General features: G+C 51.3%; 16 protein-coding genes and 1 pseudogene. 4 read left to right on the top strand and 13 right to left on the bottom strand.

Annotation, left to right across the window (positions count from 1 at the left end; all coding sequences use genetic code 11):
* The coding region (locus ACW14G_RS03230) for an LPP leucine zipper domain-containing protein (RefSeq protein ID WP_313682790.1) at positions 1–113 on the top strand (113 nt) is incomplete at its 5' end.
* A 64-nt stretch (positions 114–177) separates the two neighbouring features.
* Here ACW14G_RS03230 and ldtE read toward each other — a convergent pair.
* The 11 genes and pseudogenes from ldtE to ACW14G_RS03175 form a co-directional block, all read right to left on the bottom strand.
* Positions 178–1,152, bottom strand: coding sequence for a L,D-transpeptidase LdtE (gene ldtE, locus ACW14G_RS03225; RefSeq protein ID WP_249021903.1), 975 nt, complete (start codon positions 1,150–1,152; stop codon positions 178–180).
* 110 nt (positions 1,153–1,262) lie between these two features.
* Positions 1,263–1,679, bottom strand: a complete 417-nt coding sequence (gene sufE, locus ACW14G_RS03220) for a cysteine desulfuration protein SufE (protein ID WP_455648474.1) — start codon at positions 1,677–1,679, stop codon at positions 1,263–1,265.
* 12 nt (positions 1,680–1,691) lie between these two features.
* A complete protein-coding gene (gene sufS / locus ACW14G_RS03215) occupies positions 1,692–2,912 on the bottom strand; it encodes a cysteine desulfurase SufS (RefSeq protein WP_249021905.1) in 1,221 nt (406 codons plus the stop codon).
* Positions 2,909–4,183: a Fe-S cluster assembly protein SufD gene (gene sufD, locus ACW14G_RS03210; RefSeq protein WP_249021906.1), complete on the bottom strand. Its 1,275-nt coding sequence runs from the start codon at positions 4,181–4,183 to the stop codon at positions 2,909–2,911. Before sufD ends, sufS begins: the two co-directional genes overlap by 4 nt.
* A complete protein-coding gene (gene sufC, locus ACW14G_RS03205; RefSeq protein WP_163447402.1) occupies positions 4,158–4,904 on the bottom strand; it encodes a Fe-S cluster assembly ATPase SufC in 747 nt (248 codons plus the stop codon). Before sufC ends, sufD begins: the two co-directional genes overlap by 26 nt.
* Positions 4,905–4,921: 17 nt before the next feature.
* A complete protein-coding gene (sufB, locus tag ACW14G_RS03200; protein ID WP_167577302.1) occupies positions 4,922–6,409 on the bottom strand; it encodes a Fe-S cluster assembly protein SufB in 1,488 nt (495 codons plus the stop codon).
* Between the two features lie 10 nt (positions 6,410–6,419).
* Positions 6,420–6,788, bottom strand: coding sequence for a Fe-S cluster assembly scaffold SufA (gene sufA / locus ACW14G_RS03195; protein WP_064545857.1), 369 nt, complete (start codon positions 6,786–6,788; stop codon positions 6,420–6,422).
* A gap of 730 nt (positions 6,789–7,518) precedes the next feature.
* Positions 7,519–8,235 (bottom strand): YnfC family lipoprotein, encoded by a 717-nt coding sequence (locus tag ACW14G_RS03190; protein WP_455648473.1) that lies wholly within the window; start codon positions 8,233–8,235, stop codon positions 7,519–7,521.
* 53 nt (positions 8,236–8,288) lie between these two features.
* Positions 8,289–8,432 (bottom strand): annotated as a pseudogene (locus ACW14G_RS03185) (tail assembly protein); the annotation flags it as partial.
* Between the two features lie 223 nt (positions 8,433–8,655).
* Entirely contained in the window at positions 8,656–9,024 is a 369-nt protein-coding gene (locus ACW14G_RS03180; protein ID WP_249021907.1) for a hypothetical protein, read from the bottom strand.
* 452 nt (positions 9,025–9,476) lie between these two features.
* Entirely contained in the window at positions 9,477–9,998 is a 522-nt protein-coding gene (locus ACW14G_RS03175; protein WP_455648472.1) for a hypothetical protein, read from the bottom strand.
* A 212-nt stretch (positions 9,999–10,210) separates the two neighbouring features.
* Here ACW14G_RS03175 and ACW14G_RS03170 point away from each other — a divergent pair, with 212 nt between their 5' ends.
* Complete coding sequence (locus ACW14G_RS03170; protein WP_163447398.1) at positions 10,211–10,546, top strand: nuclear transport factor 2 family protein; 336 nt, start codon at positions 10,211–10,213, stop codon at positions 10,544–10,546.
* Positions 10,547–10,666: 120 nt separating this feature from the next.
* Complete coding sequence (locus tag ACW14G_RS03165; protein WP_167576011.1) at positions 10,667–10,894, top strand: DUF1272 domain-containing protein; 228 nt, start codon at positions 10,667–10,669, stop codon at positions 10,892–10,894.
* A 75-nt stretch (positions 10,895–10,969) separates the two neighbouring features.
* On the opposite strand, the gene ACW14G_RS03160 is transcribed toward ACW14G_RS03165, so the two are convergent.
* Positions 10,970–11,554: a class I SAM-dependent methyltransferase gene (locus tag ACW14G_RS03160; protein WP_249021908.1), complete on the bottom strand. Its 585-nt coding sequence runs from the start codon at positions 11,552–11,554 to the stop codon at positions 10,970–10,972.
* 77 nt (positions 11,555–11,631) lie between these two features.
* Between ACW14G_RS03160 and ACW14G_RS03155 the strand changes: the two genes are divergently transcribed.
* On the top strand, positions 11,632–12,084 hold the full coding sequence (locus ACW14G_RS03155) for a MarR family winged helix-turn-helix transcriptional regulator (protein WP_249021909.1): 453 nt from the start codon (positions 11,632–11,634) through the stop codon (positions 12,082–12,084).
* A 228-nt stretch (positions 12,085–12,312) separates the two neighbouring features.
* On the opposite strand, the gene amyA is transcribed toward ACW14G_RS03155, so the two are convergent.
* Positions 12,313–13,800 (bottom strand): alpha-amylase, encoded by a 1,488-nt coding sequence (amyA, locus tag ACW14G_RS03150; RefSeq protein ID WP_249021910.1) that lies wholly within the window; start codon positions 13,798–13,800, stop codon positions 12,313–12,315.
* Positions 13,801–13,803: the final 3 nt, after the last annotated feature.

Below are 13,803 nucleotides of genomic sequence, written 5' to 3'. Positions count from 1 at the left end.
ACCAGCTGAGCAACGACGTGAACGCAATGCGTTCCGACGTTCAGGCTGCTAAAGACGACGCAGCTCGCGCTAACCAGCGTCTGGACAACCAGGCTCACTCTTACCGTAAGTAAGAGTTCTGGTAATAAAAATGGCGCACATTGTGCGCCATTTTTTTTGCCTGCGATTTACCCTTTCCTACTGCGTCACGGTTTCTGAGGCCACTGTACTATTCTGCGCCGACAGCACCGATGCCGCGCCTTTCCCCTCAGAGACAATCACCGGATACCCGGCACGACGCGACAGCGCGCTTTTCACCTGCCCTTCACTCGCCTGTTCAGCAAACTGCTTGAAGCCCGACGACAAGGTCATCTTCATGGTTTGCGTATCCTGCGCTTCGTTCTGCGACAACGGGCGATGCACTTCCAGATAACGTGTGCCATTCGGCTCTACCGCATACTTCACTGGCTCATTAATCACCCGCACCGGCGTGCCGCTGCGCACCTGCGCGAACAGCGCCTTGATGTCCGGCGCATTCATACGAATGCAGCCCGAGCTCACGCGCAGGCCGACGCTATCCGGCGCGTTGGTGCCATGGATGAGATATTCGCCGTTACCATAGGCCAGACGCAGCGCATAAAGCCCCAGCGGGTTATTGGGCCCGGCAGGCACGACCGGCGGCAATGTAACGCCACGCTCCAGAGAACGCTTGCGGATACCCGCCGTCGGCGTCCAGGTTGGGTTTGGGATCTTCTGTCCTACCCGAGTCGTCATTTCCGGGGTTTCCAGCCCCTGCAGGCCAATACCAATCGGGTAGACCTGTACCTGCTGTTCACCCGGCGGGAAGTAGTACAGGCGCAGTTCGGCAAGGTTAACCACAATCCCTTCGCGCGGTACGTCCGGCAGCAGCATCTGCGATGGAATGGTCACCACGGTACCAGGACGAGGAACCGGCGCGATCGTATTGTTGGCTTCAAGAATGAGCATCGCCGCCGTATCAAAGCGGCGGGCGATCGCCTGTAGGTTCTTATCCCCCTCCTGAACGGTGTAGGTTTGATTGTGGCCGATTAAACGGCTATTGGCTGGGGGTAATGGGTAGTCGACTGCCCAGGCGCTGGAAATCGCGTTGAGGGCACCTAAAATGCTGAGTGTTAAGAGGGACGCGCGCTTCATATCTGGATTCCTTATTCATATTCACTGACAACATGCCAGAAAGCTGAACCACCAGCGTGGTGAGCTGCTCGCCCACCTTTCGTAACAGAATGAAAGCTGTCTATTTGATATTAGCTAAAACTCGCCGCCTGCGTGCGGATCGCACGAATCATCGCCTCCAGCCCCTGAGAACGCGATGGTGTAAGATGCTGCGCCAGCGCCATTTGTTCAAACCAGGGGCGCACATCAAAGGCCTGTACATCCGCGGCGGTCATCCCATCGTAAAGGATAAAGACGACGGCAATCAACCCCTTAACAATCGCCGCATCGCTGTCTCCCTGTAGCGTGATGTACCCTTGCGCATCGCGCCCCATCACGATCCACACCAGGCTCTGGCATCCCTGAATGATATGCTCCGGGCTATGCTGCTCGGGGCTGAGGGGGGGCAGCCGCTGGCCCAGTTCGATGATATAGAGGTACTTCTCTTCCCAGTTGGCGCAACGGTTGAAATTGCGCAACAGTTTGTCTTTGTCAGGTAAAGCCGCCATGATGACTCCCTGTTATCCTAATAAACGGCGAATGCGTTGCAGGCCCGCCACCAGGCGGTCGACCTCCTCAACGGTGTTATACATCGCCAGCGACGCCCGGCACATCGCGGGCACCTGATAAAATTCCATCAACGGCATCGCACAGTGATGACCCGTCCGTACGGCGATACCGTAATTATCAAGGAAGCTACCCACGTCATAGGCATGATGCTTGCCAAGATTAAACGCAATCACCCCCAGCCGCTCCGCAGGGCCATAGAGATGCAGGTCCGGCACGTTCGCCAGCGCATCCAGCGCGTAGCGCATCAGCGTCTGTTCATATTCGCCGATTTGTGTCAGCCCCAGTGCCGTGACGTAATCCAGCGCCGCGCCCAGGCCGATAATGCCGCCTGTATTCGGCGTACCGGCTTCAAATCGCCACGGCGCTTTTGCCCAGGTGGTGCCTTCACTGAGGCTAACAGTCGCGATCATCGAACCGCCCCCCTCCCACGGCGGCATCGCCTGCAGGATCTCGGCCTTGACGTACAGCGCGCCAATCCCCGTCGGGCCGTAGAGCTTATGGCCCGAAAAAGCGTAGAAGTCGCAGTCCAGCGCCTGGACGTCAACCGGGTGATGCATCACCGCCTGGGCACCATCGACCAGGATCTTCGCGCCATGACTGTGTGCCAGCGTAATCAACTCCGCCAACGGGTTCTCGGTGCCCAGAACATTGGATACCTGCGTGACCGCCAGCAAGCGCGTGCGGGCATCAAACAGCTCTACCGCAGCCGCCATTTGTAACGTTCCGTCCGCATTAAGTGGAATCACCCGTAGCTGCGCGCCCGTGCGCGCGCAGAGCATCTGCCAGGGCACGATATTCGCGTGGTGCTCCATCGTGGTAATCACAATGTTGTCACCCGCCTGAACGTTGCTGCTCCCCCAACTGTTGGCAACCAGGTTAATCGCCTCGGTGGTGCCGCGCACAAAAACGATCTCCTCCGCGCTCGCGGCGTGAAGAAAATGCGCCACCTTCTGGCGCACCTCTTCCATGCGCTGCGTGGCTTCGGCGCTTAACGTGTGGATGCCACGGTGCACCGCAGCATAGCCGTTGCGATAAAACGCCGCCTCGGCATGGATAACCTGCTCGGGTTTCTGCGCGCTGGCGGCGGAATCGAGGTAGGCCAACGGCTGACCGTTGACTTCACGCGAGAGCACCGGAAAATCTGCGCGAACCTGTTGTACGGAAAAGGTCATTGTTTACCTCCTGCCAGACGTAGCCCAATGCGCGCCAACACATGCTGTTTCAGCGCATCAAGGGCAATGGCATCGGTCAGCCCGGCGGCAAACGCGTAGAGGATGATGTTTCTCGCCTCCTCCAGCGCAATCCCGCGCGAGCGTAGATAAAAGAGCTGCTCGTCATCGATACGCCCGACGGTGGCACCGTGGCTGCATTTTACGTCATCGGCGTAAATCTCCAGCTGCGGCTTGGTGTCGACCTCCGCCAGACGCCCCAGCAGCAGATTATTGTTGGTCATCTGACCGTCGGTTTTAATGGCGTGCGGCGCCACGGTAATCACGCCGTTAAACACCGCGCGTCCCTTATCGTTGACGATAGTTTTATGCAGCTGGCGGCTATTACAGTAGCCCTGGTTATGTTCAAGCCAGGTACGACTGTCGCAGACTTCCGAATTGACCGGCATCGCCAGACTGTTCAACCGTAACGTGCTGTTTTCACCATTCAATTGCGCACTACTGTGGTGGCGCGTCACCGCCGCGCCCAGCAGAAAACTGTGGCTGAAAACGGCGGAATCGCGTCCTAGCCGCAGATCGTTATGGGAAAAATGGTAGCTCTGGTCGTTTTCGAACCCCAGCTTCAGATGCTGTAACCGGGCGTTGTCGGCGATATCCATGGTAAGCCTTGCGCCGGTAAAATGACGCACCGTGTTCAGGCTGACGTACTGTTCAATCACCGTCGCCTGTGCCCCTTCCGCCAGCTTGAGATGGTGACGATAGTGCGCCGTATTCATCTCGTCCGTTTCCAGACCGCGCGTAATGTGTAGCAACAGCAGCGGCTTGTCGGGGCGCTGATTGCGATGCACTTGAATATGCGTGACGCTGGTAGACAGGCTTTCGGTGAGATGCAGGAAGGCTTCAGGATGCACCGCCTCCGGCAGCGACTGACGTTGATTATTCACCGTGACGTCGAATCCGCTGTTGCTGACGTCGTCGCTAAGACGGGGATCGAACTGACCGTCCACAAACACCAGCCGATACGCATCCAGCGCCACCGCGTGGCTGTCGCGCTGCTCATCCGTCAATGCGGGCAGCGCCGGGGCGACGAAAGTGCTGGCCAGCAGTTTATCCAGCGCGGTGTACTTCCAGTCTTCGTCTTTACGCGTCGGTAAGCCAAGCTGATGCAGTTGCTGGAGATGCTCTAACGCCTGAGGTGATGCCTGACCACCGCGCGCCTGAACCAGCGCATGCCACTGTTGCAATGCGCTATTGTTGCTCGCTAAGCCAGCCATAGCCCTGCTCCTCCAGTTGTTTCACGAGCCGGAAATCACCGGATTTTACGATACGCCCCTGGTACAGCACGTGGACGACATCAGGTTTGATGTAGTCCAGAATGCGCTGGTAATGGGTGACGATAATAAAGGCGCGCTTGCCGTCGCGCAGCGCGTTAACCCCTTCGGCGACGATTTTCAGCGCGTCGATATCCAACCCGGAATCCGTTTCATCCAGAATACACAGCTCTGGCTCCAGCACTGCCATTTGCAGGATGTCATTGCGCTTTTTCTCACCGCCGGAGAAACCCACGTTGACCGAGCGGGTCAGTAAATCCGCTGGCATCTTCAGTAAGTTGATCTTCTCTTCCATCAGATCCTGAAAGTCAAAGCGATCCAACGGCTCTTGGCCACGATGAGCACGTACTGCGTTGAGTGCGGTTTGCAGGAAGAACTGGTTGCTCACGCCGGGGATCTCAACCGGATACTGGAAGGCCATAAAAATGCCTTCGCCAGCGCGTTCTTCTGGCGAGAGCGTCAGCAGATCGTGCCCCTTAAAGGTCACAGATCCCCCTGTCACGCTGTAGTCTTCTCGGCCCGCCAGCGTCGCGGAGAGCGTACTTTTCCCGGAGCCATTCGGCCCCATAATGGCGTGCACCTCGCCTGGGCGCACGTTCAGGCTCACGCCACGCAGGATCTCTTTTTCATCAACGGAGACCTGTAATTCATTGATATTCAACATATCGCTTCCCTTAATCCTTAACCGACGCTGTGTTCAAGGCTGATAGCCAGCAGTTTTTGCGCTTCCACGGCGAACTCCAGCGGCAGTTCCGAGAAAACATCCTTACAAAATCCATTGACGATCATTGAGATGGCATCATCTTCGCTAATCCCGCGCTGCAAACAGTAAAACAGCTGATCTTCGCCAATACGTGACGTGGTGGCCTCGTGCTCCAGCTGCGCGCTGTTATTACGGCACTCCACGTAGGGGAAAGTATGCGCGCCACAGTCAGGGCCAATCAGCATCGAATCGCACTGGGTGTAGTTACGGGCGTTGGTCGCCGTCGGCATGATTTTGACCAGACCGCGATAGCTGTTCTGGCTGTGCCCGGCGGAGATCCCCTTCGAAATAATGGTCGATTTGGTATTTTTGCCAATGTGAATCATCTTGGTGCCGGTATCGGCCTGCTGATGGCCGCTGGTCAGCGCCACCGAGAAGAACTCGCCGACCGAATTATCGCCGCGCAGAATGCAGCTGGGGTATTTCCAGGTGATCGCCGAGCCCGTTTCCGACTGTGTCCACGACATCTTGCTGTTTTCGCCTTCGCACAGCGCGCGCTTGGTCACGAAGTTCAGGATCCCGCCGCTATTGTTATCGCCGGGGAACCAGTTCTGCACGGTGGAATATTTCACTTCCGCGTCTTTATGAATGATCACCTCCACCACCGCCGCGTGCAGCTGATAGCTGTCACGTACCGGGGCCGAGCAGCCTTCAATGTAGCTGACATAGCTGCCTTCATCGGCAATCAGAATGGTGCGTTCAAACTGGCCGGTTTTCTCCGCGTTGATGCGGAAATAGGTCGACAGTTCCATCGGGCAGCGCACACCTTTGGGGATATAAATAAAGGTACCGTCCGACGCCACCGCGGCGTTCAGCGCGGCGAAGAAGTTGTCATTTTCCGGCACCACCGTGCCGAGATAACGTTTGACCAGCTCGGGATGTTCGTGAATCGCTTCACCGAACGAGCAAAAGATAATGCCCTGCTCCGAGAGCTTTTCCCGGTAGGTCGTCGCGACCGAGACAGAATCAAAAATCGCGTCAACCGCGACCTCTTTCCCCTCACGCACCGGCACGCCCAGTTGGTTAAACGCGGCCTCCACCTCATCGGTTAAAAAGCTGCTGGTCCCGGTCTGCTGCTGCGCGCCGGGTTCAGAGGCGCAGCTATCGTCGCAGTTCCCGCAGGACGGCGCAGAGTAATAGCTGTAATCCTGGTAATTCAGCGAATCGTATTTCGCTTTTAGCCAGTGCGGTTCTTCCATCAAAAGCCAGGCGCGGTAAGCCTTCAGGCGAAATTCCAGCATCCATTCCGGTTCGTTGCGCCTGGCAGAAATCGCCCGCACCACCTCTTCGTTGATGCCTTTCGCCAACTCATCGGTTTGCAGCTGGGTGAAGAACCCTTCTTTATAGTTCAGCGGGCCACCGGCCCAGGTCTGGACATCGTCAGTTGCGTCAGTATTACGCGTCATCATGTACCGCCTATACTCCGAAGCTTTCGCCGCAGCCACATTCGTTCTGCGCCTTCGGATTATGATATTTGAACAGCTGATTCAAACCTTCGCGCACGTAATCCACTTCCGTGCCATCAATAAACGGCATTGCGCGTAAAGGCACCCACAGCTTCGCGCCGTCGGATTCAAACAACAGATCGTCTTTATCCGGCTCGCTTACCGCGTCCAGCACGTAGCCAAAGCCCGCGCAGCCGGTCTGCTTCACCCCTAAACGCACGCCCTGAATCGTTGGCTGCTGTTTGACCAGCTCACGAATATGCGCCGCGGCCGACGGCGTCAGCGTAATGCCACGCCAGGTCACATCGTTGGGATCGAAGGTTCCTGAATGTAAATCCATAGGTCTACCTCATCAGTGGAGCCACAAAGGGTTAACGTTATGTTAGTGATAATGATTATCACTTCAACCCGCGCCGCGTGGGGATATTCCACGCGGCCCCCTTTCCTCAGGCCTTTTTATAAGCATAGACCCTGTCGTCACGCGTGAGTGGGATAGCGAATTTTTTATAATGAATTGAAAAATAATGTATTTATGATGGATGCCGGGCAAAAAATGAAGGAGTGCTAAAGATGCATAGCCAATACCTATTTATTTAATCGGTTTTGGCGTGTTCTGTGAATCAAGGGGTTAGAGGATTATCAATGAGTTATAAAAACCACTGTCTAGACAAATGGGGACATATACAGACTTTTTTATGCCCCCCCCACAACATCCTTTGCCCCCATTACGCCCCAGCATTAACTATCAGTCCAGGCCCATTTAAACGTGCCGGTCCATATCCCACTATAGATACGGTTTTCAGAGGCGTAGGTATCAGGAACGCAGATAACTCGCCCGCGTGGTTCACAGGAGAGCTGCGGGATAGATATCTTTCCCGTTTAAACCACCAGCAAACTCACCTTCACCCCGTGCCACCAGCAACTTTGCCTTTGCGACAGACGGGAGATCATCCGGCTACTCGGTAGGCGTTCTTGAGCTGGAACTGCCCCTTCTTTCCGCGAATTGATTTAGCCACATTCCGCCCATAAAAAAACCGCCCTAAGGCGGTTATTCGTCGAGTATAGGTAGTTTAATAAAATTCAACGCTTGTATGTACTGTCATTACTGTAGGTTTAGGTTGTGGATCCCCTGCCTTCTGTATAGTCAGGTCACATAACTCAGGAACGAGTTTTGCGTTGTATTTGCAGGTTGTTGTGGCGGTATATCCTTGTGCATAGCTGCTTTCATTTATGATTTTGTAATCAAGTGGTTTTTTATTTTTATCTGAATACGTAATTTCATTCTTTGACAAGATGTTACCAGAAGCATAAAACTCAGAGCGTATCAAATTAGAGTCTTTATCATAAAAATGCTCTGCTATCTTCTGACCTAAATAATAGGTGTCTTTAATCATCCCATCATCTGTAAGGGTGTATGTATTTTCATCACCATTATCATTCTGAGATAGTAAATTACAATCCTTCGTTAGTCCAATAGAGTACGGGGTTTCACCTCTCTTACCTACAAGATTTACCCCATCATTCTTAAGTTCTGTTTTATAGCCATTTGAAATATTGTTCAGACTAAGACTTTCCACGCAACCTTTTTCATTTAGTTTTAATGAAATTTCATAACTTACCTTACCATCATTTTCCACTATGGTATTGAGTGATTTCACTGGCCCATTAACAGGATTAAAATCAAATATGGTTGATAGATTGTATACTATAGGAATATAACGAGTTTCAGCATGGACCATCCCTGAAACCAAAATGGCACTGAGTAACAAAGCATATGATTTATTCATTTAACCTATCACCTTAACATTAGACTTATTATATTTATTTCATTACAACACGGTTATTGCTGATCATCAACGTAAATCCTCGCAGAGATAATTGCACCACCAATACGTCGCTTACCATAAAGAAGCGGAACGGGGTTCCCCTGTGCTGCTGTATTCGTCACGCCACCGAATGCATAAGAAGCACGGTTATCTGCGGATTACCAAGGCGCGAGATCACCTACCATCATCGAGAACAGGGGCAAACCCATCGTTCATTCCAGTCAGATGGGGCATGAGAATGCCAGGATGGTTTATGAGGTCTACGGGAAGTGGATTGGTTAGTGGGATCAGGTGGGTTGCTGAACAATAAATTCCAAATCGCAACGCCCCACAGCGCCAAAAAAACAAATACAAATGTTAGATTCTTAATCATCTCATCACTTACTTTGTTCGGGTACATATGACAGCTGTTGAGCCGAGCACTTTATCATCCCACGGCCCCTTAGAACCCGTTTGATCTAGCTCCGTTGCCAAAAGTGAATAATAACCACCGCCCATAAATCTCAAATCTATAGTGGTTGTCAGCGAGGGATTCCCATGGTGCCCCTGCGCCTGGAGACGATCGGCGCTAAGCGCTGAAATTTCCGCATCAAAATCACCATTAATCACAACATGTTTGTTATCAACAACATGAACTGTCAATCCCGTTTGACATTCAAAATTCATAGGATGTTGTACATCAAAAGGAGCGTAATCGGCCATGACCATCATCGGAGATATCATAACAAGCCCAGCTAAAATGATTTTCATTTTTATAGAACCATCAGAAAGGAGACATAGGTTAGCATGGCTCTTTTTGTTAATAATTGCTCTATATCATCTGTTAAACGCCATTCTCTACTTGCAAAACTCAGCAGATTCGCCGGCGCTCGCGCCTTAGCAACGGTGTTGGCACTTTCAAAAGAACACCCGGCGTAGCAAATACAGGAACAGAACGTAGACCCTTGTCGTAATGGCCATACTTCGAATTGACCACAGACTCCGCTTCACATTGAAGCACTGTAACCTTGCTCCAGTCGAGGTTGCTTATGTTGACCATCTCTATCTCCTCGCGTTGATGCGAAAGCGGTATGCACGAAATTCAGCTTTCGGGCCGATGTAACAACAACACATCGAGGATTTCCCGAAGCCTGAAAATGAATGAAAAAAGCTGCCTCAGGCAGCTTCAGGGGATAAAAATAAGAAACGTTAAATAAGAAGGTTTAACCTTTATCGCTTAAAATACAGTTCCCCTTTTCGATCGGCGTTCTGACATCAGAACCTACTGTATCGTTAGTAATGCTGTAAGTTAATTTTTTAGCTTTCTTATTGAAAGTCATTGTCACCGCAGGCCCCGCTATCATCTTTGCAGCGTTCATATTGCCAAACACATAGATGTCTTCAAGCTGCCCCTCATCGTTTGGAACAGAGCCGTTGAAATAGAGCTCAATACCGTAATGGTCACCCAGTCGATCTTTCCAACTGGCATAGCGGTGCCATCCATCTTCTTTTTCTACATCCTGCCAGGTGACTATGGTGCTTTTTTTAGAATGCTCAGGGGCACATTTAAAAACGAATATCGTCGGTTGATTAGCGGCTTGTGCTGTGTTCATCAATAATAATGCAGCAAACCCAAATATAATTTTTTTCATGACATGACCTAAAGCAAAAAGGATATTGTACACATCCAGGCGGCAATGATCATTTACAGATATAAAAAAGTCCCACCGTAGCGGATTTTCCATTCACTCGTGGGTAAATCTGGGGCAGATTACAGGGGTTTTATCATTGAGATTCCGGCAGATAAAGCTCTGCTTCTATACCTCCCCCCCTACTGCGCCAGACATAAACAGCGTTCACAACACATCACAGAATAAAATCCATCTTGTGCTCCCGCCCTTCATATGATTTTATATGCAACAATAAGGCATAATAAATCAATAATGGGAGCGCCTGTATGTCCGTAGAATCGATCGCCCAAGCCCAGTTTGACGCATATAACGCTCATGACATTGAAGGGTTTATTTCTTGCTTTTCAGAGGAGTTTAAAGGTTACCGGATGCCTGCAGAATCGCCTTCAACAACAGGCAAAGCGTCTTTACGTGAGTTTTACCTGAATAATCGTTTTAACAATCCCGAACTAAGAGCAGAGCTTATTTCCCGAACAGTATTAGGTAATAAAGTGTTCGATCATGAGTTGATATACGGTTTGTCATCTACACCCCTGGAGAGTGTGGCGGTTTTTGAAGTTAAAAACGAACTGATTACAACGGCATGGTTCTATTTTCCGTAACGAGAAAGTGCCCAGCTATTCTCAGTAATCATCAGATCGAAACGCATGCGACTAACCAATTGTTCCATCTTTTGATTTTGGAACCTTCTGGTCATGCTCATTTAACAACAGGAGAACACCATGCTCGAACTCCGCCCTAATTGCGAATGCTGCGATCAGGATCTGCCGCCGGAATCGCCAGAGGCGTACATTTGTTCGTTCGAATGCACCTTTTGCATTGATTGCGTTACTCAGCGGCTTGACGGTCATTGCCCCAACTGTGGTGGCGAGCTGGTACGACGCCCAATACGTCCAGCGGCAGCCCTCTTACGACATCCCGCATCCAGCCTACGCCGCTATAAACAATAGACAGGCATACGTTCTTTTTCGTTAATTCATGGCTGCGCGCCCAGTACATACACCGCGTCAACCATGTATTCTCATTTATGGCTTATCAGTTTTTTTAAAAAGCCTGTACCAATGAGAATCAGCCTCCCGACGATAATGACGGTCTGCGCTCACCAGCTCAAAATATTGGCCAAATACTTTCTCGATGACCTGCGGGGAGAGCGGCATTCCTCGTGGCGAAATATCCATCGCCCATATCAGATGCATGCCACCTGGTTTTAGTAAGCGGTTCACTTCACGGGCGTATTTCATCTGCCCGGGCTCATCAAGGCAATGAAAACAACCAATATCATAAGAAACATCGAATGGACCTGATATATCTTTCAGATTGGTCACATCTCCGGTGTGGAAACGGGGAGATTCATACCCTTCCCTGACACGGTTACGAGCCTTTTCGATGGCTACCGCCGAAAAGTCAACGGCCGTTATTTTTATTCCTTCTTTCGAAAAATAGTCTGCAAACAACCCCAGACCACATCCTAATTCCAGCGCATTCAGCGGAGAATTTTGCCTGATAAAGTTTTTTAGTTCTGTCGGTACATTTGAATCTGTCCACATCTTGTGCCCAACATCGGAACGATATGCTTCATCAAAGTCAGTATTTTTTTCTGGTGCACTCATCTGCTATCCCTATTTTTGGTCAGTGGTATTCATGATTATCTTGTATATAGCATGCTATGTATATTATATAGCATGCTATGAAAGCGAAAAGCAACCTTCAATGGGCACCAGAAACCCAGATAACGTTCTGGATAAACCAGGCTTCACGCCTGCTTACACGCACGTTTGAACATCATCTCAGGCCGTATAACTTTGGTATGGCTTATCTCCCTGTCGCTATCGCGTTGGAAGAAAACGGAGAGATGCAGCAGAAACAACTCGCTGAATATGCAGGGGTAGAACAACCTACAATGGCGGCATTGCTGGTACGAATGGAGCGCGATGGATTGATTACCCGTAGACCTAATCCTGTCGACAAAAGGTCAAGCTACATCTCGCTCACACGACAAGCACAGCTAGCGCTGCCCAAAATAAAAGAAAAACTTTATGAAGTGGTCGAGCAGGCTTCCAGTGGCATGACTGAAGAGGAGTGCGGCTTACTCCAGTCATCTTTACAACGAATGATAAAAAACCTTGAATCGCATGAATAAGTACGGCGATGAATACAGCAAGCGCATCTGATTAGCCCCTACTTTCACGAGTAGCGACTCATAGGAAGATTATGCTCGAGCTGCCGAGCATAATCTCCCCACCAGACCTGAGTTTTCCTGCGCCAGCAAGAAGTTCCATCCCCTCAATCTTCCTGCGACATGGTTTCCATCTGGCGCAGAAAATAAACCAGCCAGCGACAATGCCTCATTCACCCCGCTAACCGCGTATCAGAGTACCTCTTCTATCACCCATACGCTGACGCTGCCGCCGTTGCAGGTAAAAGTCGCACTGCCTTCTGCGTCGGTCTCCACCACTTCCTCACGGTTGTTCAGAAAATCCTTCCAGCGTTTATGCGCATAGTTGTCTCCCAGCGTCAGCGTTTTTTCCCCCTCATCGCCGTTGGAGAGCACCACCACGCAGCCGGGCATTTCATCGGTGCCGCTGCGGCTAAATGCGATGCAGTTAGGGTGATCGAACCACAGCGTTTGAACGCCATGCGCAAACCGCTGACGCGCGAGGATCAGCTCATGCAGCTGTTCAATAACCGGCATATCGATAGTGTAAGTTTCGCCATCACCGCCGGTGTCCTCATAGTGCGCGCCAAACAGATCCGGATAAAAAACCGAAGGCACACCGTTTTCACGTAACAGGATGAGCGCATAGGCAAGCGGTTTAAACCACGCCTCCACCGGGGCCTCCAGCGCCTGAAGCGGCTGGGTGTCATGGTTGGCGACCAGCGTCACCGCATGGAACGGATCGGCCTCAACCAGCGTCGCGGTGAAAATCTGGCTCATGTCATAGTCGCGACCCATGCGGGAAGCCTCGTGGAAGTTCATCTGCAACGGGGCGTCAAACAGCATCGTTTTTCCCTCAACCTGAGCGATATACTGCTGCAATTTATCCACATCGTGAGACCAGTATTCCGCCACAATGAACAAAGGTTCAGGCGCCACTTCCTGTATATGCTCAATCCATTGCTTATAGAACCAGGCGGGAATATGTTTAACCGCATCAAGACGAAAACCGTCGCAATGCGTTTGTTCGAGCATCCATCGCGCCCAGTATTTGAGCTCTTCGGTAACGGCCTGATTACGGAAATCAACGTTCTCGCCCATCAGATAATCAAAGTTGCCCATTTCGTCATCGACCTGGTCATTCCAGCCTTCACCGGTATAGTCGTTAACGATTTTGAAAATGCCGTCCTCATCAGGATTCTCGATATGGTCGATGCCGCTAAAGCATTTGAAATCCCAGACAAACTGTGAGTACTTTCCTTCGCGCGCGGGGAATGAATAGCGGGTCCATGCCTCGCACTCGATGATCTCTTCATCAATTTGGGTTCGATCGTCGGCGTTAACACGCTGTACGCGAATATGCTCCTTCTCATCCGCCCCCATCTTATGGTTCAACACTACGTCCATCAGCACCGCAATATTATGCTGTTGCAGTGCATCAATCGCCTGGAGTAACTGGGCTTTATCCCCATATTTTGTGGCAACCGAACCTTTCTGCTCAAACTCCCCCAGGTCAAAAAGATCATAGCTGTCATAGCCAACGGAATAACCACCGGAGGCCCCTTTGCTGGCGGGCGGCAACCAGATCATATTAATGCCAATCTCATGTAAGTTCGGGGCAAGGGCCGCGACCTCTGGCCACAATTCACCGCCAGCGGGATAATACCAGTGAAAGCATTGTAATAAGGTGGGGTTGCGCATACC

Source organism: Kluyvera sp. (assembly GCF_965301105.1).
The sequence above is the reverse complement of the archived record's forward strand: the minus strand, read 5'-3'. Positions and strand labels throughout refer to the sequence as shown.

What these genes read in the sequence shown, in the direction of transcription:
- sufC (WP_163447402.1), bottom strand. Translation starts at nt 4,904, where the DNA reads ATGTTGAATATCAATGAATTACAGGTCTCCGTTGATGAAAAAGAGATC.
- sufS (WP_249021905.1), bottom strand. Translation starts at nt 2,912, where the DNA reads ATGACCTTTTCCGTACAACAGGTTCGCGCAGATTTTCCGGTGCTCTCG.
- ACW14G_RS03165 (WP_167576011.1), top strand. Translation starts at nt 10,667, where the DNA reads ATGCTCGAACTCCGCCCTAATTGCGAATGCTGCGATCAGGATCTGCCG.
- ACW14G_RS03170 (WP_163447398.1), top strand. Translation starts at nt 10,211, where the DNA reads ATGTCCGTAGAATCGATCGCCCAAGCCCAGTTTGACGCATATAACGCT.
- ACW14G_RS03180 (WP_249021907.1), bottom strand. Translation starts at nt 9,024, where the DNA reads ATGAAAATCATTTTAGCTGGGCTTGTTATGATATCTCCGATGATGGTC.
- sufA (WP_064545857.1), bottom strand. Translation starts at nt 6,788, where the DNA reads ATGGATTTACATTCAGGAACCTTCGATCCCAACGATGTGACCTGGCGT.
- sufE (WP_455648474.1), bottom strand. Translation starts at nt 1,679, where the DNA reads ATGGCGGCTTTACCTGACAAAGACAAACTGTTGCGCAATTTCAACCGT.
- ACW14G_RS03190 (WP_455648473.1), bottom strand. Translation starts at nt 8,235, where the DNA reads ATGAATAAATCATATGCTTTGTTACTCAGTGCCATTTTGGTTTCAGGG.
- ACW14G_RS03160 (WP_249021908.1), bottom strand. Translation starts at nt 11,554, where the DNA reads ATGAGTGCACCAGAAAAAAATACTGACTTTGATGAAGCATATCGTTCC.
- ACW14G_RS03155 (WP_249021909.1), top strand. Translation starts at nt 11,632, where the DNA reads ATGAAAGCGAAAAGCAACCTTCAATGGGCACCAGAAACCCAGATAACG.
- sufD (WP_249021906.1), bottom strand. Translation starts at nt 4,183, where the DNA reads ATGGCTGGCTTAGCGAGCAACAATAGCGCATTGCAACAGTGGCATGCG.
- amyA (WP_249021910.1), bottom strand. Translation starts at nt 13,800, where the DNA reads ATGCGCAACCCCACCTTATTACAATGCTTTCACTGGTATTATCCCGCT.
- sufB (WP_167577302.1), bottom strand. Translation starts at nt 6,409, where the DNA reads ATGACGCGTAATACTGACGCAACTGACGATGTCCAGACCTGGGCCGGT.
- ldtE (WP_249021903.1), bottom strand. Translation starts at nt 1,152, where the DNA reads ATGAAGCGCGCGTCCCTCTTAACACTCAGCATTTTAGGTGCCCTCAAC.
- ACW14G_RS03175 (WP_455648472.1), bottom strand. Translation starts at nt 9,998, where the DNA reads ATGGAAAATCCGCTACGGTGGGACTTTTTTATATCTGTAAATGATCAT.